We start from the raw sequence: 23941 nt of genomic DNA on the forward strand, positions 1-23941 counted from the left end.
ATAAGTCTGCTTGTTTGCACTTTGGATTGCATGTCATACTGGTAAAAGATCAAGGAGTGTCGAGAGATGAAGCAACTAGGAAGATTAGCAGCAACACTACTTTTAAGCTTACCGTTGGCTGCCGCAGCCAAGTCAACAAACACGATCAAAGGCGCCGCACAAACGCCGAAACAGCAAGCGTTGTTGGTGGAATTGACGGGACAAGATTTTAGAAAACAATCTGACACAGCTCTGTATGCTGAAATGGTAAGCGCTTCTCAACGTGATGATGAGATCGGTTTGAAGAGCCGTCTACAAAGCCTTTTGACGCGCTTTCCAGCAAGCACATATGCGGACAATGCGTTGTTCCTAGCGGGCAGAATGGCTGTTGAGCACAACAACTTTCCTGAAGCGATTCGTTATTTCGGTCGCATCGAAAAAGAATATCCAAACAGCGATAAGGCTGCGAGTGCTCGTTTTGCAAAAGCGATGACATACAAAAGAATGAACCTGACACAGTTTGCGAAACGTTCCCTGGTTGAAGTAAGAGCAAAATATCCAGGCAGCCCAGAATCCTTCAGAGCAGATGCTGAACTGAAACAGTTCAACTAAGAATAATCACCACTTGCAAGGATGCAAAAAGTGAAGAACAAGAAGTTCTCAGTCTCATTGACGATCATATTTTGTGCGCTCTTGGTGCAGTTTCAAACAGCGCACGGGCAGGATGCACCTCCACCAGACACAACGTGGGATGCAGATCCATTAGACGTATTAGAGCCTAAAAAAGAAACTCCAGTGGAGCCAAGCGTTCCTGAATTTACCGAAATTCAACCTGGCTCTTCCACAGGACAAAGTGTGGAAACGCCTCCACCGCAAGCAGCTCCGGATGTTCCCACTCCGGAAATTTCTGCGCCCAATGATGTGCCGGCGCCGACTCACGCAGATGCTTCAGCAAGTTTTTCAGATGCAGGCGGCAGCAGCGATCCAGATTTTAATAAAGAAAATCGCTTCCACAACATCTACAAAAAATATAACGAGCAGCCCACTTCCGATGAAGCCTGGGATAAAGCCGTTGGTGCACGTAAATCTGAAGTTTACAAAGTCGAAAAGGGCAATACACTTTGGGATATTTCCAATACCTTTTTCGGTGATCCAAATTTCTGGCCAAAACTTTGGTCATTGAATAATGGATCAATTTTGAATCCCCATGAAATCACGCCGGACATGAATATCAAATTCTATCCGGGTACGATGATGGATGCGCCGACTCTTGCCGTGGCCGGTAAGGAAGGCGAAGCCGTTGCGGAATCGGAAGGCGATAAAATCGTTGAGCCCAGCATCGCGGAACCTCCAGTGCCACCCACTCGTCGAAAGCACGTTCCTGTGTTAGGCGCGCTTCCGAACAGTTTGCCGAAAGGACGCTTTGGCGTTTATGACGACAGCTCGGCTGTGGAAATTGAATTCCGAGAAAACAAAATGCCGATCCCTTACGAGTACCTGACTTATTTCGTTGCGGATAACGAAGTGCCGGGCACGGGAACTATAACGGCGACGGAACTGGATTCAAAAACTGCGAATGAGTTTCAATACATCTACGTGAAAATCAACGGCAACCAGGAAAAGAACTACATCGTTCAAAAGAACATGGGTGAAGTCTTTGATCCCGCGGTGAAAGGTCGTAAAGGCCGCATGGTGGAGGTTCAAGGGGGCATTGAGGTTTTAGAAAAAGTAAACGCCGAGAAAAACATCTATCGTGCGATCGTGAAAAAAGCGATTCAACCGATTGAAGTTGGAGCCGTTCTGGTTCCCGGCGAAGTTCCGATGATTGATCCTCGCCCAGGAACGGTGAACAACTCTGCCACTGCGAAAATTATGGGTGGGGAGTTTGGTAAAAAACGTGGTCTTTTTGGTTCAAACTCTTTGGTGTTCCTGGATGGCGGTTCCGGACGTGGTTTCCAAGTTGGTCAGAATCTTACCATCTATGCTGACAGTGCGCTTCGCAACTCTCAGACAAACGCAGTCTTGAATGATCGCAATATCGGGACCTTGAAAGTCGTGAATGTCACACCTAACTTTGCCACAGCTTATGTGACAAACTCCAATGAAGACATTTTATTGGGAGACTATGTTGGAATCGGTGCTAAAACCGCTTCTGCAGGTCCGGATGTTCAGGAAAGTCACACGCCAGAATCCAGTGATCAAATTGAAGATGAATTGGATTTAGGCGGCGCACCTCCAGTTTCGCCGGAGTCCGGATCAGAAGATCTCGATCTTGAGTTGTAATCACTTCAGAAAGGCTCTGCGAATTGCAGGGCCTTTTTTTATGACTGAAATCCATGCGCTCTCTCAACTTATAAAATCTCATCCTCTTTATCGCGTTCATCGTGATGAAATTCATCAGACCTATTTGCGACTGTCGCGGATTGGCTGCTTGACCGAATTTTACCTCCGGCAAGCGATGCAGGAATATCTCCCGGAACTGGGCGAGGCCTTAGAAAAGAATTTTGCTTTATATAAAGATCTTTGCGCTGAAACTGTTCGCTGGCAGATGCAGGGGGTGCAGTTCGTCTGTTATGGGGACCCTCTATTTCCCGCACAGTGCTATCGCATGGCAGATCCTCCGTTAACCTTGTCCTATCGCGGATCGCCGTGCTGGATGATAGAAAGATCGATTTCTATTGTTGGAAGTCGCGAACCCAGTGCGGATTCATTAAAGTGGATGGAGCAAGAACTCGCTTTGTTTTTAGAAAAGCAAATGCCCTTGGTCATCAGTGGTGGCGCGCGAGGAGTGGATCAGAAAGCCCATTCCCTGGCATTGCGCAAAAGCAGCCCCACGGCTGTCGTTCTTCCCTCAGGCTTGGGAGAAATTTATCCCAGCAGTTTACAAGAGTGGATCACCCCCGTACTTGATCAAGGCGGATGTTTTCTGAGCGAATACGATCCACAACAGATGATGCACAAGCGACTTTTTCATCATCGCAATCGTCTGATCGCGGCCCTTGGCTGTGCCACTCTTTTAGTGGAAGCTCGTCGCCGCAGTGGCACTTTGATTACTGCCCATCAGGCCGCAGAACTTTCGCGTCCGGTGTGGGTGGTGCCGGGTCATCCCTTGGATCCGCATTTTTTAGGGGGCCTTGATTTATTGTTGGATGGCGCACAAATGGTGCGAGATGCCCAAGATTTGTCCACCTTATTTCACTCCGAGTTAATGACCGAGAATTTTAAAACAGCAGGGATTGTGGGTATTTCAAGTGAGCCCCACTAGGGATAGTGGCGCATTTTGAATGACAAACGAGTGCTGAAAAAAGTGAAATGATCTAAAAAAATCTTTTGCAAGGCGTGGGGAGTTGCTCTTACCATTTGATTCAAGGGAGGGGCGATGTGGTCAAGGATGACCGTGGTAGTAAGGATGCTGCTGCATCGCTCTTATTTTAAGACCGCCCCAACCTCCAGTCGAAACGATCTCTTTTAATTCCAATTTTTTCTTAATGATTGAAGCGCAATACCACCAAAAATAATATTTGGTGCCCAGATAGCAATGACGACAGGGAGTGAGCCGTTACGTGCTGCACCTTCTGCTGCGACATAAAGAACCCAATAGAAAATAATAATACCGATACAAAGAATCATACCGCCAGCCTTCGCCGCGCGCCGATTGGTCGTCGTGCCTAGGCCCACACCAATCAACGCAAACACCACGCAAAGAATAGAAATCGCCCAGCGTTTGTGAAGTTCCGTCTCCATAATGCGACGTTCTTCCGGATCTTTGAAATCTTGTTTCAGACGGTTTTTAACTTCTTCTAACGTTAATGAAGGCGGGGACTTCGCGCGCTCTTCATATTGGTCCGGTTCAGAGAAATGGACATCGTAGGTATTAAAGCTGATCTTCGTGTGAGTTTTCGTCTGGCGGTGGATTTCACCATTCTGCAAGCGCAACAAAACTTCCTGACCCGGACGCTCAGGATCGGGCAGCAAGCTTCCTTCTTTGGCGATGACAGTCAACGGCACATCGCCGTTTTTCTCGTCATAGATAAAGACTTTACGAAGTTTGCCGTTTTTAGAGTCCACTTCGTTGGCGTAAACCACCATGTCAAAGAAACCCTCTGCAAACGTTCCTTCTTTGATTACGGCAGTGGCTTTTGTGTTTGCTAGGCGAGTGAACAAAACCTCGAACTGACGATTGCCCCACGGAGCAATTACAAAAGACATCTGTGCAGAGACAATGCCGACGATCAAAGCCAAAAGCAAAGCCGGGATGATCAAAGTTCCCATCGCCAAACCTGATGCTTTCATCGCCACGATTTCAGAATCCTGACTTAAACGGCCGTAGGTGAGCAGCACCGAAAAAAGCAAAGCCATTGGGAACAGCACCGGTAAAAGTGAGATCACGACGTAACCGACGATTTCGCCGATGGTTTTGATCGCCACGCCGTGGACAAGGGCGAACTCTGTCAGACGCAAAACCTGGAACATCAGGATGATGGAAATGAAAACCAAAAGACCGAGGACGAAACTTGGTAGCATCTCGAAAAAAATGTACTGCACGGCTTTCTTGCCATTAAAGATACTGAACATGGGGTTCATTGTAGTAGGGCGGAAATCGTAAGTCATCGCGCCCATCGTCCAGTCTGTGGTTTGACCGAAAGCTCCGCATATCTGACAATAGAAGGATATGAGCAAGGTTCTTCTGGTGTATGAAGACTACGCTGATCTTATGAGCGTTGAATCGACTTTGAAAAAAGTGGGTTTTGATGTCATTGGACTATCGAGTGAGTACGCCGTCTCTGATCAAATTATTAGCTTCAACCCTGATGTGGTGATCGGTTCCGGAAAAGGAGCCAAGGTCTCCTCTTTGGGAGTCGGCAAGCGTTTGAAAGAGATGAGTCGTTGGGGCGGAAAAGCCGTGCTGATTTTTCCGGCAGGTTTCAAACCAAGTCCTCAAGATTTGATCAAACTTCGCGTCGATATGATTTTGGAAGCCCCGGTGGCACCCCTTCGCATTGTGCAGGTCCTTGCCAAATTATTAGGGCAGGATGAAAGCGCCTTGCTTGAGAAGTTAAATAAAGCCAGTCATCTGGAAAGCCCCGCTGCGAAACCGCTTTCGCCTGCGGCAGCGCAAGGTAAATTTACCACCGAAAATGAAGCCATCTTTGTGAAAGGTACTTCTCCTGAAGAGGGCGGAAAAACTCCTCCGGGAATGGGCTTTAATATCGATCAAGAACCTCAAGGTGAGGGTGCAGAGTTTACGCTAAATAACGAAGATGAAAAAGAAACTCCGCGCTTTAAAATCGGGGCTAAGTTTCAAGCGGCCGACACGGAATCACAGGCAGAGTCAGCGCCTGAAGAAGTCGCCTTCCCGGATGTGGACTTAAAAGCCCTGGAAAGAGAACTTCTTGGAGGCGGTGCACCTGAAGTTGAGAAGGTTGAAAATGTGTCCGGAGCAGCTGCTCCAGCCGCAGATGCTAAGACGGTGAAAGGCAAGGAAGAGGCCGCTCCACCCGAAGCTCCACCGTCTAAGGCTCGCCAAGAACTTGAAAAAGCCACCGCTAAGCTTGCGGAACGAATGAAAAAATACGCAAACCTGGTGTCGGATGTGAAAGTCGCTCCAGTTAGCACAATCACCCGTGTGGAATCCCGTAAACGCCAGCTAGACATCGCGTCAGAGTGGGACAAGGAATCCATTAACGATCTCGATAAGTTGCGCCAACAATTCACAAAAGCCCTTTTCAAAAAGTGATTGCTCCTTAGGGGACCTTGACTATATCTTTTCCGTTCTCAAATTAAGTATGGTAATTTGTTCTAATACGGAGGCCTCTATGGGCGTAAATACAACAGCAGTAACAGACGGTTCTTTTGAAACAGAAGTTTTGAATTCCTCAACTCCAGTTCTTGTGGATTTCTGGGCAGAGTGGTGCGGTCCTTGCCGTGCATTGGCTCCAAAGCTAGAGGAAGTGGCGACTGAGTTGTCAGGTAAAGTGAAAATCGTAAAAGTGAACGTGGATGAAAATCCTGCGACTCCTTCTAAATACGGTATTCGCGGCATTCCTGCGATGTTGCTATTCAAAGGCGGCAGCGAAGTGGGCCAACTAGTTGGTAACCACCCAAAAGACGCTATCGTTGATTTCTTGACGAAAAATACATAAGCCCACACAGGCTTGTTTAAAAAAGTTAAAATTCGAAAAGAGGGAGCTTTTTCAAGTTCCCTCTTTTTTTTGCGGATAATTCGACATCCTCAGCAGTTTTCGCTACGCTTGTTCCATGAAGTCATTGTCTGAAGTCACATCCGCCTCCACAGAAGCCTATGAAACAGCCTTAAAGAAGTTTGCTGATTTGCTAGGGGACAGTCACAAGCTGAAGGGCGCTTATCCCGGGTATGCTTTTGATAGCCTTCCCGCGCTTTATAAAGCACCGGTTCTGCAAGCGTTGCAAGAATGGGTGGAGTTTTTCTCGATGAATGCGGCACCTGCCAAATCTGTTTCTGACAAACAGCTCTTGTGGCGTTTCTTGGGAGCCTTTCGCTTAAAGCCCGATGGTGATTTCTTTTCTAAAATCGACGATGAAACCTGCCTCGAAGTGATCAACCGCGCGGGCTTACAAACCTTTCGCAGCCTGTCTTTTATGTCGGTCTGCAGCTACACACTGGATGAAGTGATTTCTGTTCCCTGGCCGAATCTCTATCGTCGAGACGGGGATATCACCCGCGACTACATTCAACTTCAAGCCACCATTACCGATGGGACTTTGACTCATACCGATCTGCCAGGTTTGATCCGAGAGCATGAAGTTGTTGAAATTTCAGGGTTCGACCAACTGGCAACCACCCTCAAACCTATGTACTTATCACCTGTGTATGATGTGACGGGTGCGGTTGTCGGGGCGATTCATGCCTTTAAAATCCTTAAATGTGAGAGTTTAAACCCCGCCCAGGGCTGATTGCATTAGTTATCATCTTGGGGGAGATTGTTTGCTTTGCTCAGCTTTCGTGGTAGAAATGATTTAGGTGCATATATGCTTGAAAATATTTTGAATTCTGAAAATCTTCCCGAATCAAACCCGGCTCGCGAGTTGTACCGCGAGTCTTTGCTGCAATTCCATGCTCTTCTTGAAAAGCCACGTTCGATCAAAGGTGATTATCCTGGCTTGGCTTTCGACCGTTTGCCTTTAGAAGCGCAAGCGCCGATTGCAAACGCGTTGGCAGAATGGGTGGAGTTTTTCCAGATGCACTCCACGGGTGAGCGCATCTCTGACAAGCAGTTCTTGTGGCGCTTCTTGAGTGCGTTTCGTTTGAAAACGCATCCTGATTTCTTTTCTTCTGTCGACGACGAAACAAGTTTTGAAGTTGTAAACACGGAAGGCCATCAAACCTTCCGCAGTATTTCTTTGATGGACTGCTGCAGTTACTCTTTGGATGAGCTGGTTTCAATTCCTTGGTATGAGCTTTTCAGCCGTGATCAGTCCATCACAGACAAGTACTTGCAATTCCAGGAAGCAACAACGAATGGAACTTTGGTTCACACGAATGTTGAAAACATCATCCCGGTTCATCTTGTGACAGAGAACTTTGGGTTTGATAAAATGGTTCTGACAATGAAGCCTCTTTATCTTTCTCCGATCTATGACATGGATGACAATGTGGTGGGTGTGATCAGCGCGATCAAAATCCTGAATTACGTCAGCCGTCGCGAGGAATCTAAAGAACGCGTTCGCGCGGAACTTTCTGCGCTTCCATAAGTTTTACTGAATCGAAAAATGAAAGAAGCCCTGGTGATGAACCAGGGCTTTTTGTTTTTAGACTGTTTGAATTTTAGTTCGTAGCAACTGTCGTTTGAATTGTTGGAGCATCAGCCAAGCCTGTGTAGAAGTCTTTGTAGTTCTTCATCACACGGCCGTTGTACTCCTCAGGCATCACGTTTTGAGCCAGCAAGCGGCGAACGTTTTTAGGACCCATGTTGTAAGCGCTCACGTATTTGTTCGCTTTACCTGGGAACTGCTTACGAAGGTAGTCCATGTAAGCCGCACCGATACGGATATTCGTCACGGGGTTCGTAAGAGTTTTCTTACCTTTCCAAGGAATGCCGTATTTGTTCGCGATCCATTGAGCTGTATCAGGTTTGATTTGCATCAAGCCGATTTCGCCAAAGCTACCCACAGTCAGTGGATTGAATGTGCTCTCTGTTTTAATGATCGCCATCACGAATACTGGATCCAAGTTGAACTTGTCAGATTCAGAGATGATAGCGCTGGAAATATCGCCTGCGCGGTTTTTCCATTGCGGCTCAAGATAGCCTTGAACCTTTTTATAGATCATCAAATTCAAAGCCACGCGGCCTTCGATTTTTTGAGCGGCTGAACCTTTATAGCGGCCTCCCAACAACTCTTTGGCATGGGCAACGCGTGAAGCTTCATTCACCGTTTCGATTACTGGCAGCTTTAAGATTTTGCTCCAGTTCACATATTCAAAGTTGTTGAAAAGAACCATGACTAGAGTGGCGGTAACTAAAGCGAGTGTTGATTTGAGATGTTTCGTTTTCATATCCCGTCCTCCTGTTATCTAGGTACTAGTGCAGGGGGCGGGCCAACTGGTTAAGTCTGTGAATTTGTTCGAGTCTTTGAATGAGGCGTCTTTCAGATGGAACATGGACGAATGTGAGGTAGGCACTGTCAACCAATCTGTCGACACTGTCAGTTCATTAGTTAGCCAAAATGGAGCGACTTCTCACTCTGGAACGTTCTTGCTCGGAACACGGCTTGGTGTCTCAAATTAAGGCTTGCTGTCGCCTGCGTGCAGCTTCGTCGACACGCCATCCGGGCTCACCGTCGCCGCCTTCGGCGGTTCGCGCATCCATGCGCCGACGGAGGTCGACTTCGTGCACGCATGCGCCATCAATCCTTAATTTGAGACACCAATCCTTGTACTGCATTTAGTTGCGGACTGGCTTGTCAGCCTTTGGCTGACTCGCTGGGGAGATGGGGGACTGGCTTGTCCGCTTTGCGGACTCGCCTTCGGATAGGTGCCAGGTCCTGATTACGTGTGCGGTGCGGCTGGGCCTCGTCACAAAAGTTAAGGAGTCGGGTGAAAATTACTGGAAGACTTTTCGTTGGATGGATTTTTTTACCCTCATAGGCTATCTCTGGCCGTTCATTATTTAATTCTCTGGCTCTGCCGGAATCAATTTTCGAACTAGGAGATGGCCTATGAAATCTGTTTTGATTGCTTCCCTTTTGATGATCGCTTCGAGTGCGCACGCTTCTTTTCTTTGCTCTAGCAAAGAGCTTCGTGATGATGGAAAACCGGCTTATGGTATGACTGTGAGTGAGTCTGAAACTGTGAACACTCATGTGCAAATTGCTATCTGGGCTACGGGGCACGCTAATGATGCTGATCAATTTGAGTGTGTTCGTGAAGCTATGGAATATGGCAACGGCCGTACTTCTCAGTACAAATGCCAGGCTAATGGCGACAAAACTCTTCAAGTGTACGCTCAGAAGTCAGGTCCTAAGATCTCTGCGACTGCGGATTTGAGATCTTCTGCAGGACAATTGATCTTGTCTGGTATGTACTGCAAATCTATCGAGTAGAGTCGGTAGCTCGTCCTCTTGCGTTGTAAGAGGCTTTTTTCGTAGTCAGAGGCCATTTCTGGAGTTTCAATATTTGTAGAAACAGGAGATGGCCTATGAAATCACTTTATGTTGCTTCCCTTATGTTGATTGCGACGTCGGCACAAGCGTCGTTCCTTTGCACTAGCAAAGAAGTTCGTGAAGATGGTCATGCGGCTTATGGCATGCATGTACACGAAGCCGAAGGTTCGGATTCCACTCACATCGCGATTTGGAAAACTGGCAAGGATACGACTCCTTATCAGTTCAATTGTGTTCGTGAGTCGGCTGATTATGACACCGGTCGCACATCTCAATATAAATGTGAAAAAAGCGGCAACGACACTTTGCAAGTGTATGCACAACACACGGGTGCCAAGATCGCAGCAACGGCTGATCTAAGATCTTCCACTGAAGGTCAATTGATCTTGTCCAGCATGACTTGTAAAAACATCGAATAATTTTTCTATACAAAATGAGTGTTGAAAGCCACGTGTCTCGCGTGGCTTTTTTGTTTTAGCCTGCCAAAAATCTGGCGGATTTTGCGGGGGCTCGGTTTGCTTCGGTATGGCTGAACTCGGAACCGACTTCGATTTCTTCAAAAAACGGGTAAACATTGATACGATCATTTTCTTTTACGGCGTAAGTGATCGGCGCACTTTCCCCATTCACCAAGATCAAATCCACCACGGAAAGCGGTACGTTCAGGGACTCAATGACCTCTTTGATTGTTGAGCTTTGAAAGCTTTGAAATGTGATCTCGCGATAGCGATACACCTGCGGCAAAAACATATTCAAATCGTCGTAAAAACGGATATGCAATGTCATGGGGACTCTCGATTGTGATGGTTTTATTCTAATCCGGGAAAAAACCATTCGCGAGGCCAGTGCTAAATTGCATTTCTCTGATTGTGAGTGGTGGATAGGTTAGACTTAAAAGATCATATGGGAGGTAGCACATGCCTAAGCAACAAGTGCCCACAGATTTTAACTTCTCTGGTTTTGAAAACGAGTCGGATTTCGAAGAGCCCTATCAGTCATCACAATTTGAGTCCCCAGGCTTGATAGTAAATCCCAATCGCAAAGAGGGAAGCACTAAGATAGACGATTGGAACAGTCCGGTGCAAGGCCCCGCTGGCCAGCTTTCGGAAGTTATCGATAGCGAAGGTCACCGTGTTCGAATTAATCACTATTAATGCGTAGGTTGTACAAAACCGGCAGGCGCCAAAAAAAAGGCTTCGATTTCTCGAAGCCTTTTTTTTCTAGAATAGGTATCTGCGGTAGGCGACGGAGGAGACGAGTCCCAGGCCGGCCATGGTGGTTAGCATGCTGGATCCACCGTATGATAGGAGCGGTAAAGGGACACCTACGATTGGTAAAAGTCCGATAACCATCCCCATGTTCACGAACATATGCCAGAAGACGTAACAAAGGACCCCGACCGAGAGGAGGGCTCCAAACTTATCCCTCGCATTGGTGGCGATACGAATTCCTGTGATGAACAGATAACAGAATAAACCCATCACTAAAAGCGACCCGACAAAGCCGTGCTCTTCAGAAAGAACAGAATAAATAAAGTCTGTGTGACGCTCTGGAAGGAATTCAAGTTGAGACTGAGTTCCTTTCATAAAGCCTTTACCAAAGAAACGACCTGAACCCACGGCAATCTTGGATTGGATCGAGTTGTAACCTGTACCACGCGGGTCGTTCGTTGGCGAAAGGAACGTCAAGATACGATTTTTTTGATAGTCATGCAGGACGAATTTCCAAGCAATCGGCAAAGCTACGATTCCCGCAGCGATAGCTGTCACCACAATCCAACGTCTCACCTTGGTGAAAAGGACCATGGACCCACCGATTGCAGCGAGCATCATCGCAGTTCCCAAGTCAGGCTGTTCAACAACTAGAACAAACGGAACTCCCAGAACGAACAAAGGTCCGACCATTTCTTTAAATCCCATGCCTTGTCCGTGAGTGGACTTTGTGGAAAGGATTTTTGCCATCAACATGATCAAGGCAAGCTTCATGGTTTCAGATGGTTGGTATCTGAAGAACCCCAGGTCGATCCAACGTTGCGCACCTAAAGCAATTTTACCAAAGAACGTTACGTACAGAATCGCACCCAGATTTAAGACGTAAATGATCAAGGCGATACGGGTCACGATCGCATAATCCAGGATGGTCATGACCAGGAAGACGATCCAGCCCACAACCAACCACATGATCTGAGAAATAAATAGATTTGAAACGTCAACCGAGCTTGGACCGTGAGTGGCGCTGTACAGATTGATCAAACCAATGATGTTCAATCCCAGGATCACCACGATAAAGTTAATGTCGAGTTTTTTAAAGAGTGTTCTCTCTTCGACGTGTAATGAATTTAACACGATTATTCTCCCTCACTCGTAGTCGCAGCTTCGACTTTCTTTTTCACGCCTTTGTTTTTAATCGCATTAGCAATGACGTCTGGATGATATTTCTGGAAGTAAGCATTGTAGATATCACGCGCGATAGGCACGCCGCCCGTATTACCGTGGCAGGAGTGCTCGGCCAGAATCGCAATGACGATTTCTGGGTTTTCAGCGGGCGCATAAGATACGAACCAACCGTGATGTCGCATGTGAATCGGGCGCGCCGTACAGCTCGCATGGATTTGATCCGCCGAGAAACCCATCACCTGGGCAGTACCAGTTTTACCTGCGAACTCAACGCCAGGAACTTTCCAGTAACGGGCTGTACCCTTGTTACCGTTGGCCACCAAACGCATACCTTCTTTCACGACCTTGAAAGTTTCAGGCGTGATTTTGATTCCGTTTGGTTGGGGTTGTTGCAGGTCACGTACGACTTGCGGGAAGTTTTCGCGCAAAACTTTACCATCTTGATCAAGCACTTTGCGGATGATGAATGGCTTTACGACTTTACCTTCCGTGGCAATCGCGTTGTAAGCAATCGCCATAGAAATCGGTGTCACAGTCACGAAACCCTGACCGATGGCCGTGCTCAAGTTTTCACCCGGCTGCCATTCTTCACCAACGGTTGCTTTCTTCCAGGCAGAGTTCGGCATGATACCGGAAACCTCGCGGGAAAGCTCTACGCCCGTTTTTTGACCGATACCCATCGGGTTGATGTAGTCATACATCTTATCAACACCCAGAGCGATACCCATTTTATAAAAGAACACGTTCGAAGACTCTTCGATCGCCTGATAGATCGTGATGTTACCGTGACCTTGTTTCAAGGCATCATGGTAGGGACGACGACCAAAGAAAAACACACCCGGTGCTGCCACGATCGTTGTTGGAGTGATGACTTTTTCACTCAATGCCGCCACCGCCACCAAGGGTTTAAATGTCGAACCCGGAGGGTTGTGGTCTTGGATGATTTTATTACGAAGGGGCTTGAACGGATCATTGATCAGGCGCGACCACGTTTGCGGCGAGATACCCGTTGAAAACTCATTCGGATCAAACGATGGAGCAGAGACCCACGCCAAAACTTCCCCGTTGGTTTTCATCACCATGATACCACCGATGTGACCACGGTTATCGACACCAGTGACGTTGAACGCTTTGTAAGCTGCTTCCTGAATATCACGATCGATGGTTAGAACCGCGTTATTACCATGCACAGGTACCTGATCGCGGATTTGCTCGCCGTAAATATTTGGAGTTTGGGTCACAGCTTCACGACCGTGGGCATCGACCTGAATGAAAGAGATACCATCGGTGCCGCGGATGTCGCGTTCCAAAGTTTCTTCCAAGCCACTCTTACCGACGATGTCACCCTGATCGAACTTCAGGAAGTTCTTATAAAGGTCATTAAAGATAGGAATCTGACGCTTCGAAATCTCACCTACGTAACCAAACAGCTGAGCGCCGTTTTCTTTCAGCGGGTAGTAGCGAACGATGGATTCACGGATCTCAAGTCCCGGAGTATCCAGACGCACACGTTTCAAACGGAATACTTCCTCGCGGCTTAAGTTCTCTTTCAAACGAATTTGCGCGAAAGGACCGTTTTGTTTGCGACTCTTTTGAACTTTTTGAACGACCTTATCGGGTTCCATTCCCAGGATCGGGCCGATAGTTCCCGCCAAAGATTGCAAATCCTCGATGTATTGAGGTGTCAGCAAAACTTCAAAGCCTGGCAGATTTTCCACCAGAACTTTTCCGTCACGGTCGAGCATCAAGCCACGGGGAGCCGTGATTTTATTTTGTTTGATACGATTTTTTTCCGAGAACTCACGAAGTTCGTTTCCGGAAATGATTTGCAAATACCACAAACGCATCGTGAAGATGCTAAACGTGAACGCAATCAATATATAGAACAGTCTGTACCGGCTTTGATATTCCTTAGCCTCATCCGGATTACTGACGTAAGTACTCATAGATCAAATCCTCCGGGCTCATGCACAAACTCGTCTGTCGTCACTTTGTCGATTTTTGCCAGCACCCAATACATTGGCAGAGCAAAAACCGGCGTCAAAATCATCTGCACCAGACGGTCCACAAACTCAAAGCTTGCAGGATTTTTTTCCAGTACCATCGATAGACAGAAATAAATCAAATGATAAGCCACTGCTGAAAACCCACACATAATAGTGTAGTAACCAGAACCACTCCAGAAAACGCGGCTTTTAATTCCGTAGACAAGGACGAACAAGATCAAGAGTGAAAAGAGCATCATCTTGAGAGGCATTGCTGTAAATATTAGCAGAATCGCGCCCATCGCGTAAATCGTAAAGATCGCCGGATAAGGTTTGCGATAAAGGGTCATATATACAATCAGGTTCAGCCATAAAAGTGGCGCCGGTGCTGCATTTCCAAAGAACTGAAACCACAGCGTCGTCTGAAAACCAGCCACAACCAGCAAAACGGCCAGGAAAATTAAAAAGTTTAAAGTCGCATTCCAGCGGATTTTCACTACGGATTCTCCTGAGGCTTCGTTGCAGGGGATGCTTTCGGAGTTTCTTTAGGTGTCGCTTTTGGCGTTACCGCCGAAGAAGCAGCAGGAGAAGCAGCCGGTGCTGCTCCCGTCGTTGCGGGCTTTGCCAAAGTAGGTGTGTGTGTCGGAGACGCCTGGTTCACAGGGGGAGCTTCGGTACCAGGAGTTGCATTAGGAACGGCTCCTTCAACACCGGTCGCCGCTTGCGGCGCATATTTATCACCAAAATCTTCTTTGGAGGAATCCACGATGATGAAAACTTCTTCGACTTTGTACGGATCCACAACCGGGCGCAAATCCACTTTCAAAGAAACGCTGAAGGTCTTTCTTTCCACGGATTCCACGATCGCAACCGGGAAGCCTTTAGGGAAGATGTTGTCCAAGCCACCAGTCACAACCAGGTCGCCTTCTTTGACGTCTTCAGTACGCTCCACATATTTAAGGGCACAGCTGGTTTGGCTTTTGCCTTCAACGATACCATGGGCGCGAGTACGTTGAACGATACCATCCACCACAGCATAACGATCCGTGATCAACATCACGTGGGCCGTGAAGGGCTCGGGTTTAAAGATGTAACCCAGAACACCGGCAGTTGTGATCACTGCCATGCCGCTTTTCAAACCATCTTGAGTCCCTTTGTTGATCGTGATGGTGTTGTGATCAATCACCAGGTCTCGGCCGATAACTTGTGCCGAAGTCAGTTTCATTTTCGTTTGTTGTTTGAACTCAAGCAATCCACGCAGGCGATCATTTTCAACTTGCAGCTCGTTCATGGAGTTCAAGCGACTTTGCAATTCGTTATTCGTGCTGTGCAATTGCTCGCTTTGTTTCTTGATGTTAATCAAGTCCAAGTACATTGCTGTGGTGTCCTTGACCCCGTGGCTGAAGCCATAGAATGTTTCGGACACGGCGCTACCTAACATGCTGAATGGTTTCACCAACCAATGGGATTCTTGAGGGCGTTGCTGCATGTTGATGGAAATGAGTGGCAAAGCCAAAACGATTCCGATGAGCACAAGTTTTTTGAGATCAAAGTTGAAAAAGTTCAAATGTCACCTACCTAATACTTTCCAACGCTATCAAAGGAGTTGAGAAATTCAACAATTTCCCCTTGAAAAATAATAAAAATAGTTGGGTAATGAAGCGGCTTGTTTTGAAGTTTGTTTTAGGAAGGATTTTTTATGAACGAAAATTTGGCAGATAAAATGAAAAGAAAGCTCTCTGCAAAGAGCATCACAGCGATCGTTCTTTTCGGTGCTATCATTCTTACATTCGTATTCATGGGCGCCCCTGGGAAATTGGGGATGGGCGTGGGTTCTGCGGCGCAGGTTAACAACACTTTGATCTCAATTGCCGACTTCCAGAATGAGGAAAACCGCGTTGCGGAATACTATAAAAACATCTTCGGAAGCCAGATGGACTTTAGCTCTCAGCGTCAACTGCTTCGCCAGCAAGCGATCGAAAACTTGGTGCGTATGGAGCTTGTTTCCCAAGCTGCGCAAAAGGCAGGCATTTTGGCAACAGACCAAGAAGTTGCAGACTTCATCATGAAGGATGTTCCGTTCTTCCAACAGAATGGACAGTTCCAGCGTGAATTCTACAAAAGCTACCTAGAAAACAGCCGTACTTCTGCTGGCAACTTCGAGCAAAAAATCAGAAAAGACATCTCTAATATCCGCACGCGTCACTTGTTTGAGATCGCGAACCGTACTTCTGCTGCAGAGTTAGGCAAAATGCAGGAGCTTCGTGGTGGCAAAATCAACGTGTCTTTCGTGAAAATTGACGAAGAGGCTTTGATCAAAGCGATGACAAAGGAAAAAGCGGAAGCCGCTATCAAAGCTTTGGATGAAGCTTTGGCAAAAGGTGACGAAGCTGCAGTGAACGCTCAGCTAAAAGAAATGAAAGCGGGCTGGGAAGAAACTGGTTTGGTTGAGATTGGTGCTGACCAATTCCCTAAAATCACAAGCCGTGTTGCGACTGAATCCATTTTTGAACTGACGAAAGCTCAACCTTTGTTGAAACGCATCGTTCGTGATGGAAATCAGAAATACGTGTTGAAGCTTAAAGACACGAAAATGGAAGCGGGCAAAGCTCTTGAGCCGAATGTTCTTGAAATGACTCAAAAACGTCGTGGCGATGGCATGTTCGAAGCTTGGGTGAACCAATTCCGTAAAAACTCCCACGTCACAATGAACAAGCAAATCATGGAAATGTAATTGCGTGTTGCAATTCGTACGTGAAATTCCCATTTCAATAGTACTTCAATCAGCCTCGTCCGCAAGACGGGGCTTTTTGTTTAAGGTGGCTGCGGGATTCTCCAAAGAGATCAATCCGCTGTCTGGGATGAGCGTTAACTTGGTTCTGGTCGATCAATGGCTTTCAGAACTTAAAAAAGACCTCGAGCAAACAGTCTTTACGTCCGAATCCGATAGTTTGAGTCATGCCTTCGCCGAAATTTTGGCGGTGACAAGACTGAACCTAACCGGTCATGCCGTTGATGAAGATGCAGAGCTCATCAGCTTGGATTTCCGCGAAGAGCGCGGTTGGGGATTTTCTTGGAATCATCTGCAATCGCCTGTCGAGATGATGGTTAAACACTCCCATTATCTGGAAGGATTTTTGGCAGCGCCCGAAGATGCTTCATTGTGCAAGGTCGAATTCGTGTGGTTAAGAACCCAAGATTGCGAAACGGATTTTGCTCATGAAGGCTTTAAGATTTTAAAGAATCTGGTCGCTAAAAATTTTGAAGAGTTACAGGCAAAGTTAGCCCTGCATAAAGGCGGGGAGCTGGACAGTGGCAGTTTCCTGGCGGAAATTAACCTTCATAATTTGTCCAAAGAATACAAAATCACTCTCTAAATCTCATTACATTCGCACAAGTCAGAACTTTTAGTTTACGCCAGTTCTAACCAATTGCTTTAGACTGTCTTCTGTAAAAATTAGCGATTGTCAGAGTAAATGACAAAGTGCATTTTTGTCGATTCAGACAGGAAGTCGTGAGCATATTTTGGGTCTTCCAAAATGGAATAACTTCAGGATGTTGAGGGGTGTTCATGAGAACAATTCTGGGCTTATTGATCTTTTTGTCGACAGCGGCGGCATCGGCAGAAATGGCGATGGTGGCGGCACCGTCCCAAGAATTCTGTATGCAAAACTTCAATGCGTATGGTCCGCTTTATGCGCCCAATACGACCGAGCGCATGGATTGGATCGGTTCACTTTTAAAAGCCGTACCCCGTTGTCGCGTGGTTCAGCTTCAAGAAGTTTGGAACGCTTCCAATATCGACCAAATCGAAAGCGCAGTTGGTAGCTCTTACCACATCAGTTCTCCAAATCGTGACAACCGTATCGGTGTGATGTCAATGTTTGATGGCGATATCAAAGCCACTTGGACGTTTGATTTCAACATCAACAATCTGGGTGGTTTCTTGGACGAGATCCGCGAGACCTTCGGTGTGAAAAAAGCTTTTCATATCGTACAAGCTCGCTTGCCTGAGATGAGTGAAGATTTTTATTTCGTGAACACTCATTTGCATCCGACCAGCACAGAGATCCGCATTACGCAAATTATCGATATGGCGAACTGGCGTTTGCGCAATCCAAATTTAAAAATGCTGATGTCTGGGGACTTTAACGCGAACGAAAAGTCATTCGAGCGTGAGCTGATGATGGCGTTAATGGGACTTCACGACTCCTTCCAAGATACTTTGGGCGGAACTTATCCTCCGGGGTATTGCACTTACTGCTCAAACAACCCTCACAGTTGGATGCCGGGTGATCATATCCTCGATTATATTTTTGTTTCTAATGCCGGGGGCGCAGATACCCGCATCAAAGCCGTGGCTGGCGAAATTAATATGCGTGGTCCGTTGAAAGAGCCGTTGTCTGATCACTATGGACTTCGCGTTCATTTTAAAATCGCTGACGGCGATGGTATTTTGACAGCTGAGCAATGGTACTTATACCGCGAAAGAACGATGCAGTTACTGGCTCAAGCTGAACAGATCCTGACAAACTATGGGGATCGTGACTTAGCTCCTTACATCAAAGAGCTTCAAGTGATGAAATACCAAATCCAAGTTCAGCAAGGTGATTTCTATAATTACTTTGTTCAGTACAGATAGGCTTTAAATGAAACTTCTTTCCGTATTTGCATCTTTGTTTGTTTCTTTGTTCGCAGTTTCTGCCCATGCAGGAAAACCAACACTGATCTGTCTATTCACGGACCCAACGATCCGCATGGTTGTTTTGGCCAAGGGTGAAACTATCGGACAGGTGGGGGATATGGTCACTTATGAGCACTATACAACACCTGGGGAGATGGGGCACATTACGGAGTCTTACGTTAAAGACGGTGCGCTTTCCATGAAGGTTTCCGGAGCTACTGAAGACGACATGATCCTGGAAGTGGCTTTCGGTAAGCCCGGTCGTGATGAAAATACCGGTGTCACGTACAGAAACTCTGGCCTTTTAAAAACAGTCCAAGACGAAGTCATTGTTTACGGTGGCTGTGATTTAATTGACTAAATTTGCGAATAAAAAAAAGCCCGGTGAGAACCGGGCTCTTTTGTTTTTACTTCGGCGAAAGGCGAAGTTCAACCAGCTAGTCCATATGTTTTGGAGTGAAAGCTTCCGGGAAGATCTCTCCAAATTTGAAGGTTTTCATTTTGCCAGTCAGATTTGCAGTATAGATCATCGTCTCTTCAGTGCCGAACTCTGCGATCACTTGGCGGCAGAATCCGCACGGCGGCCATGGTTTGTCGGCATCACTGATAACCATCACTTCCTTAACTTGTTTTGAAGCGCCCTCGCTGACAGCTTTAAAGATCGCGACACGTTCAGCGCAAACTGTTCCACCGAAGGAAGCGTTTTCAACATTGCAGCCATTAAAAATTTGACCGTCAGCCATCAACACTGCCGCACCGATATGGGCATTAGAGTAAGGGGCGTGGGCGCGTTTTTGGGCTACAGCAGCAGCATCGAATAGTTTCTTTTGCATGTCGTTCATAGATGACTCCTCAAGTTCGCAAGGGCCAAGCCAAAATGTTCGGCTTAAAGCGGACTACAAGTCTCTAATAATTTTGACAGTTCAATCAAGGGTAATCCTTGGATCGCCGTAAAATCTTGGGATTCAATTTTGGAAAACAGCATGATTCCGTGCTTTTCGATCTTATAGCTCCCTGCGCAGTCCGTCGGCATGTCCAAATCGACATAGTGTTCGATCTGTTCACGACTCATTGCCTTCATATGCATGCGGGTGATGTCGGTGTAGGGGATGGCTTTTTCGCCGTCAAAAACGCAAATGGCGGTCACAAGTTCGTGGGTTTTCCCCTGCATGCTCATTAGTTGCTCAATGGCTTTTTCGCGGGTGTGCGCTTTGCCAATGATACGGCCCTCAAAAGACACCAGCTGATCTCCACCAATCACGACTTTGCCTTCGCCTTTAAGGCTTGCGGCTTTAAGGAAGGCTAAGCGTTCAGCCAGGGCGCGGGGAGCCAGCGACGGATCTTTGTGCTTATCTTCGTCGATAGCAGGTGGTTGAGCAGTAAAAGGCACAGCTAAACGAGAGAGAAGTTCTTGTCTGTATTTGGAAGTTGAAGCCAGGATCAGTTGCTTTTTCATGTTATCGGTTATATTTCAATTCCGCTGTAAAAACTATAAAAACAGAGTCTTTACAGGGATTTTGCGGTAGAACGCTGATCGATAAGGTTGAACTATGACGAACAAACATCTGCCAGACGTCGCTAAAGAAACTCATACAGAAAAATTCGCTCCCATTGACTGGGTGGGTATGGGTTCCATCGAACTTCCCATTATGCTGAAACAAGCAGACGGTGTGTACCGCATTCCCGCGCGCGCCGATGCGAAAGTCAGCCTTGATAAAAAACCTTCCCGTGGCATTCACATGTCGCGCTTGTATTTGATCACTCAGGAAACGCTTTCTAAAAATGAAATGTCCCTGGGCCTTTTAGGTCAGGCAACAGACGAGTTTTTGAAAACTCACGAGGACCTCTCCACTCAAGCTTTGGTGCAAGTGCAATTCGAAGCTCCCCTGGTTCGTAAAGCTTTGAAGAGTGCGAATCAAGCATGGCGCTCATACCCAGTGGTTCTTTCTGCGTTCAACGAAAACGGTGTTAAGAAGTACTATGTGGAAGCGGTCATCACTTACTCTTCCACTTGTCCTGCCTCTGCGGCCCTTTCTCGCCAGTTGATCCAAGACAATTTCAAACAACAGTTTGGCAGTGAGTCCTTGGATTTTGACGTTGTTCACCAGTGGTTGGGAACGACCCAAGGGATCGTTGCGACTCCGCATGCGCAACGCAGTTTTGCTCGCGTGAAAATCGAAGTCGGTCCGAACTATAACTACGCTAAAATCATCGATGTGATCGAGGAAGCTTTGCAGACGGCCGTTCAAGGTGCGGTGAAACGTGAAGACGAGCAGGAGTTTGCACTCCGCAATGGTCAGAATTTGATGTTCTGCGAGGACGCAGCCCGTCGTGCGAAAGAAGCCTTGGATAATGAGAGGGATATTCTGGATTACGTGGCGGAATTCAGCCATGTCGAGAGTTTGCACCCGCACAACGCGGTATCTCATATTTCTGCCGGGAAAAAATTACGCACATTTTGAAATCTAACTGATAATCATTGTCAGAATATTGGACTTTGACCCCAGGGGCGTCCTATAAATCAGGGATCTAGGAGCCACTGCACATGGGACGAGATTCAGTACCACTTTTACCACGCCAACATGATGAAGATATCGTGATCCATCACGATCCATTTGATGAGGCGGAACTTAAAAAGATCATCCGTGCTTTGAATCTGAAAGTCACAAGCCAGCGTATGGCGATCCTTAAAACTCTTCATGAAGGCCGCCGCCACGTCACAGCTCAAGAGCTTTACGAAAAATTGGCAAAGGACCATCCTGAAATCGGTTTCGCGACTGTTTACCGCTTCCTTCGCACATTGACTGAAGGCGCTTTCGTAACAGAAGTGCGCATGGGCGGTTTGCCAGCTCGTTATGAACTTACTCCTAAAGGTCACCATGACCATTTGACCTGCGTAAAATGCAGCAAGATCTGCGAATTCGAAAACCGCGCCATCGAGCAACTTCAAGAAAAAGTCGCGAACCAATTCGGCTTCGCCCTTACTCACCACATCCTGGAACTTTACGGCGTGTGCCCTGAGTGCCAAGCTAAGGCGAACCGCTGAAAAGCAACCATCTGACTGCGTTGTCGGGCATGCACTTGCTCTTCGGCGTACTTTGAGTACGCCTGCGTGGCAGCGCATACCCTCCGCCTTGCATCTGGCCGCTTTTGAGCGGTTCTTGTTTCACATTTATTGCTGGCTGTTTCCCTTCGGGAAAGGCGCTTTTTTGGCTTCTTCCTTTGGGAAGGTCCGCTTTTTTAAAAGGCGCCTGCCGGTTTTTTGATATGCGGTGCGGAACCGCTGCGGTTCTGCGTTGCGTGGAGACGGGTTGCGGTTGTTTGATTTTCGGGATGTGCATAGACTTCTTATCGGGAATGGCTGCCAAGTTGCATGACTTGGTAGTGAGACTTTGAAAAGGATCCAGTTTTTGTCAGTCGGAAAACTTTACGAACATTTTTTTAAACCGGAAGTGCGCAAGCAAGGTCGTGAGGATTTTGCGGCGGGCTTGGCGGTGCTATCTGTGGCCGGCGATGCTCGTATCGAAGGTTATGTGAAGGCTTCAAAGCCGGTGAAGGTTTTGTTTGTTGCGGAAAGTATCGCAAGTTCTTCGTTCGCGGTGGATTGCATGTGCAGTTCTGCGGCGAAGGGGACTTTCTGCAAACATATTTGGGCTGTTCTTTTGCAGACCGAGAAAAAACATCCTGATTTTTTAGATTCCAAAACCAATATCGAAAAAGGATCATTGTTTGAAGTGGTGGAGTCACCCTTCAAAGCCAAGCAGGCGGAATTCAAAAAGATCCAATATCAAAAACAAAAAGAGCGCGCCAAAGCTCAGCGCCAGGAAATTAAAAACAAAGCCAAAGGCATTTCTAGCAAAGTCTCTAAGGGAACAACATTCTCTCAGGATGTGAACGCTGCCTTTGAGTTCTTCTCGGTGAATGGTTTTCCGATGGAAAATGCCTTGGACGAAGAATCGCTTAAGAACGCTAAAAAAGTTCTCGCCCGGGTTTTTCATCCTGATAAAGGCGGAACTCACGACGAGTCAGTCATCTTAAATCAACACTATCAGATTCTGATGGATTACTTGAATTAAGGGGAGCTTCGGCTTCCCTTTTTGTTTTGGGGCTAATTTGACTCCAAATTTTCTGGCACAGCTGTTGCTAATGGGATTTTCAAAAACTTAAAAGGGAGAATTTCATGAAATTAGCAAAGATGTTTCTAGCTGCGGCTATTGTTATCACTTCCACACAAGCATTCGCCGCCAGCGTTTGTACGTTGGGGAACAACTACCATACTTGTGATGGAAAAAGCATCATCGCAGATCCAATAAAAACTATTAATCGAACAGCCGTTCTTCAAGATCTTTTGAATCGCGGTTATAAGATTGTTTCCGTCATCGGATCTGACGGCCTCTCTGCCTACTACACTCTCGTAAAAGAGTAGGTGTTCTTCAGCAAACAATAGCAGGAATAGGCATATCCTATTTGGAAAAGGTAGGTCCTTGCTTATGAGGTAAGGACGGTGCCTTTTCTCGAGCCTCGCGGTTTTTCATTCAGATAGGGTGGTAATACAGAGTTGAGTCCTCAATTCCGTGTCGGAATAGCCTAATCCTGACGGAATTGGCCAAAAATCCTCAATTCATTGACGGAACCCCAGGGTTTGACCATGATGGCGACAAATCAAACCGAGAGGGTCCTATGAAATCAGTTACAGAATTCAATTACTTTACTTTGAACAAAGGCTTGGCAGCGAAAGCAGCATTGGCTGGTGAAGGTAAAGCAGCAGAAGAAATTCAAACAGCGCTTGCCGAAACTTTTAAATTCGAAGGCGAAAAACTAACTCATTTCGTAAATGCTCTTGAGGTTGTTGCTCAGAACAATAACAACACTTTGAAGCGCGTTGTTGTTATGAGCTTGAATGAAGGCGAAAAAGCTCCGGCAAAAGCGGTTCAAGTGGAAGCTTTCCACTATGTTCCAGAATTCGTAGCGACTGCAAAACCAGTTGTTGCTGAAGAAGGAAACGCTAAAGGTGGCCGTGGTGGTAAAGGTCGTGGTCAAGGCGGCGGTCGCGGTGGCGATAAAAAAGGTGGTTCTCCATGGGGCATGTCTCCTGAAGAAATGGCTGCTAAAAAAGGCAAAGGCGCAGCAGCTCCAAAAGCTTAGGACTCACGAGCTAAAATTCGATAATTCACAAAAGGGTCGCCTGCAGGCGGCCCTTTTTTATTGCCGTTTGCAAGAAAAGTTACGTCCTTTCCTCGCAGGTAAGGCCGTACCTT

General features: G+C 46.9%; 28 protein-coding genes. 19 read left to right on the top strand and 9 right to left on the bottom strand.

Translation table 11 applies throughout. The annotated features are described in order from the left end of the window. The first annotated feature begins 66 nt into the window (after positions 1–66). From ACLSU7_RS18735 to ACLSU7_RS18745, 3 genes are all read left to right on the top strand, one after another. Complete coding sequence (locus tag ACLSU7_RS18735; protein ID WP_413293422.1) at positions 67–591, top strand: tetratricopeptide repeat protein; 525 nt, start codon at positions 67–69, stop codon at positions 589–591. Between the two features lie 21 nt (positions 592–612). After that, positions 613–2262, top strand: a complete 1650-nt coding sequence (locus ACLSU7_RS18740) for a LysM peptidoglycan-binding domain-containing protein (protein WP_413293423.1) — start codon at positions 613–615, stop codon at positions 2260–2262. 175 nt (positions 2263–2437) lie between these two features. Next, positions 2438–3244, top strand: a complete 807-nt coding sequence (locus ACLSU7_RS18745; protein WP_413293424.1) for a DNA-processing protein DprA — start codon at positions 2438–2440, stop codon at positions 3242–3244. A 203-nt stretch (positions 3245–3447) separates the two neighbouring features. Here ACLSU7_RS18745 and lptF read toward each other — a convergent pair whose 3' ends face one another. Next, entirely contained in the window at positions 3448–4554 is a 1107-nt protein-coding gene (lptF, locus tag ACLSU7_RS18750; RefSeq protein WP_413293425.1) for an LPS export ABC transporter permease LptF, read from the bottom strand. Positions 4555–4651: 97 nt separating this feature from the next. Here lptF and ACLSU7_RS18755 point away from each other — a divergent pair, with 97 nt between their 5' ends. The 4 genes from ACLSU7_RS18755 (at position 4652) to ACLSU7_RS18770 (ending at position 7710) form a co-directional block, all read left to right on the top strand. Then, positions 4652–5716 (top strand): hypothetical protein, encoded by a 1065-nt coding sequence (locus tag ACLSU7_RS18755; protein WP_413293426.1) that lies wholly within the window; start codon positions 4652–4654, stop codon positions 5714–5716. Between the two features lie 79 nt (positions 5717–5795). Continuing rightward, complete coding sequence (trxA, locus tag ACLSU7_RS18760; protein WP_181604504.1) at positions 5796–6122, top strand: thioredoxin; 327 nt, start codon at positions 5796–5798, stop codon at positions 6120–6122. 115 nt (positions 6123–6237) lie between these two features. Next, positions 6238–6912, top strand: a complete 675-nt coding sequence (locus ACLSU7_RS18765) for a hypothetical protein (RefSeq protein WP_413293427.1) — start codon at positions 6238–6240, stop codon at positions 6910–6912. 75 nt (positions 6913–6987) lie between these two features. Beyond that, positions 6988–7710, top strand: a complete 723-nt coding sequence (locus ACLSU7_RS18770; RefSeq protein WP_413293428.1) for a hypothetical protein — start codon at positions 6988–6990, stop codon at positions 7708–7710. Between the two features lie 73 nt (positions 7711–7783). Here the strand turns inward: ACLSU7_RS18770 and ACLSU7_RS18775 are convergent, their stop codons facing one another. Then, positions 7784–8512, bottom strand: coding sequence for a lytic transglycosylase domain-containing protein (locus ACLSU7_RS18775; RefSeq protein ID WP_413293429.1), 729 nt, complete (start codon positions 8510–8512; stop codon positions 7784–7786). A 662-nt stretch (positions 8513–9174) separates the two neighbouring features. Between ACLSU7_RS18775 and ACLSU7_RS18780 the strand changes: the two genes are divergently transcribed. Together ACLSU7_RS18780 and ACLSU7_RS18785 are read left to right on the top strand one after the other, a co-directional pair. Further along, the gene (locus tag ACLSU7_RS18780; RefSeq protein ID WP_413293430.1) at positions 9175–9558 is read left to right on the top strand and encodes a hypothetical protein; all 384 of its coding nucleotides are present in this window, start codon (positions 9175–9177) and stop codon (positions 9556–9558) included. A 95-nt stretch (positions 9559–9653) separates the two neighbouring features. After that, on the top strand, positions 9654–10037 hold the full coding sequence (locus ACLSU7_RS18785) for a hypothetical protein (protein ID WP_413293431.1): 384 nt from the start codon (positions 9654–9656) through the stop codon (positions 10035–10037). A 55-nt stretch (positions 10038–10092) separates the two neighbouring features. On the opposite strand, the gene ACLSU7_RS18790 is transcribed toward ACLSU7_RS18785, so the two are convergent. After that, on the bottom strand, positions 10093–10404 hold the full coding sequence (locus tag ACLSU7_RS18790) for a hypothetical protein (protein WP_413293432.1): 312 nt from the start codon (positions 10402–10404) through the stop codon (positions 10093–10095). Between the two features lie 131 nt (positions 10405–10535). Between ACLSU7_RS18790 and ACLSU7_RS18795 the strand changes: the two genes are divergently transcribed. After that, complete coding sequence (locus ACLSU7_RS18795; protein ID WP_413293433.1) at positions 10536–10772, top strand: hypothetical protein; 237 nt, start codon at positions 10536–10538, stop codon at positions 10770–10772. 66 nt (positions 10773–10838) lie between these two features. On the opposite strand, the gene rodA is transcribed toward ACLSU7_RS18795, so the two are convergent. The 4 genes from rodA to mreC are packed head-to-tail and all read right to left on the bottom strand — an operon-like array spanning position 10839 to position 15533. Beyond that, complete coding sequence (gene rodA / locus ACLSU7_RS18800) at positions 10839–11963, bottom strand: rod shape-determining protein RodA (RefSeq protein ID WP_413293434.1); 1125 nt, start codon at positions 11961–11963, stop codon at positions 10839–10841. Between the two features lie 2 nt (positions 11964–11965). Then, a complete protein-coding gene (gene mrdA / locus ACLSU7_RS18805; protein ID WP_413293435.1) occupies positions 11966–13960 on the bottom strand; it encodes a penicillin-binding protein 2 in 1995 nt (664 codons plus the stop codon). Continuing rightward, positions 13957–14496, bottom strand: coding sequence for a hypothetical protein (locus ACLSU7_RS18810; RefSeq protein WP_413293436.1), 540 nt, complete (start codon positions 14494–14496; stop codon positions 13957–13959). Before ACLSU7_RS18810 ends, mrdA begins: the two co-directional genes overlap by 4 nt. After that, the gene (gene mreC, locus ACLSU7_RS18815) at positions 14496–15533 is read right to left on the bottom strand and encodes a rod shape-determining protein MreC (protein ID WP_413293437.1); all 1038 of its coding nucleotides are present in this window, start codon (positions 15531–15533) and stop codon (positions 14496–14498) included. The genes ACLSU7_RS18810 and mreC overlap by 1 nt, the downstream gene beginning before the upstream one ends. A 165-nt stretch (positions 15534–15698) precedes the next feature. On the opposite strand from mreC, the gene ACLSU7_RS18820 reads away from it, so the two are divergent. The 4 genes from ACLSU7_RS18820 (at position 15699) to ACLSU7_RS18835 (ending at position 19044) form a co-directional block, all read left to right on the top strand. Then, positions 15699–16733, top strand: a complete 1035-nt coding sequence (locus ACLSU7_RS18820; protein ID WP_413293438.1) for a SurA N-terminal domain-containing protein — start codon at positions 15699–15701, stop codon at positions 16731–16733. A gap of 85 nt (positions 16734–16818) precedes the next feature. Then, positions 16819–17376 carry a hypothetical protein gene (locus tag ACLSU7_RS18825; protein ID WP_413295440.1) on the top strand — a complete coding sequence of 186 codons (558 nt, stop codon included), beginning with the start codon at positions 16819–16821 and terminating at the stop codon, positions 17374–17376. 194 nt (positions 17377–17570) lie between these two features. Further along, complete coding sequence (locus ACLSU7_RS18830) at positions 17571–18641, top strand: endonuclease/exonuclease/phosphatase family protein (RefSeq protein ID WP_413293439.1); 1071 nt, start codon at positions 17571–17573, stop codon at positions 18639–18641. A 7-nt stretch (positions 18642–18648) separates the two neighbouring features. Further along, a complete protein-coding gene (locus tag ACLSU7_RS18835) occupies positions 18649–19044 on the top strand; it encodes a hypothetical protein (protein ID WP_413293440.1) in 396 nt (131 codons plus the stop codon). Positions 19045–19120: 76 nt separating this feature from the next. Here the strand turns inward: ACLSU7_RS18835 and cdd are convergent, their stop codons facing one another. Together cdd and ACLSU7_RS18845 are read right to left on the bottom strand one after the other, a co-directional pair. After that, positions 19121–19525, bottom strand: coding sequence for a cytidine deaminase (gene cdd / locus ACLSU7_RS18840; protein ID WP_413293441.1), 405 nt, complete (start codon positions 19523–19525; stop codon positions 19121–19123). A gap of 44 nt (positions 19526–19569) precedes the next feature. Further along, a complete protein-coding gene (locus ACLSU7_RS18845; protein ID WP_413293442.1) occupies positions 19570–20139 on the bottom strand; it encodes a Maf family protein in 570 nt (189 codons plus the stop codon). A gap of 94 nt (positions 20140–20233) precedes the next feature. Between ACLSU7_RS18845 and folE2 the strand changes: the two genes are divergently transcribed. The 5 genes from folE2 to ACLSU7_RS18870 all read left to right on the top strand — a co-directional run bounded on the left by folE2 (position 20234) and on the right by ACLSU7_RS18870 (position 23828). Further along, entirely contained in the window at positions 20234–21145 is a 912-nt protein-coding gene (folE2, locus tag ACLSU7_RS18850; RefSeq protein ID WP_413293443.1) for a GTP cyclohydrolase FolE2, read from the top strand. Between the two features lie 83 nt (positions 21146–21228). Next, positions 21229–21729, top strand: a complete 501-nt coding sequence (locus tag ACLSU7_RS18855; protein ID WP_413293445.1) for a Fur family transcriptional regulator — start codon at positions 21229–21231, stop codon at positions 21727–21729. Between the two features lie 364 nt (positions 21730–22093). Continuing rightward, positions 22094–22759, top strand: a complete 666-nt coding sequence (locus tag ACLSU7_RS18860; protein WP_413293446.1) for a hypothetical protein — start codon at positions 22094–22096, stop codon at positions 22757–22759. Between the two features lie 104 nt (positions 22760–22863). Then, positions 22864–23109 carry a hypothetical protein gene (locus ACLSU7_RS18865; protein ID WP_413293447.1) on the top strand — a complete coding sequence of 82 codons (246 nt, stop codon included), beginning with the start codon at positions 22864–22866 and terminating at the stop codon, positions 23107–23109. A 254-nt stretch (positions 23110–23363) separates the two neighbouring features. Further along, the gene (locus ACLSU7_RS18870; RefSeq protein WP_413293448.1) at positions 23364–23828 is read left to right on the top strand and encodes a hypothetical protein; all 465 of its coding nucleotides are present in this window, start codon (positions 23364–23366) and stop codon (positions 23826–23828) included. Positions 23829–23941 lie beyond the last annotated feature (113 nt).

The organism is Bdellovibrio sp. HCB185ZH (genome assembly GCF_047302455.1).
Lineage (GTDB): Bacteria > Bdellovibrionota > Bdellovibrionia > Bdellovibrionales > Bdellovibrionaceae > Bdellovibrio.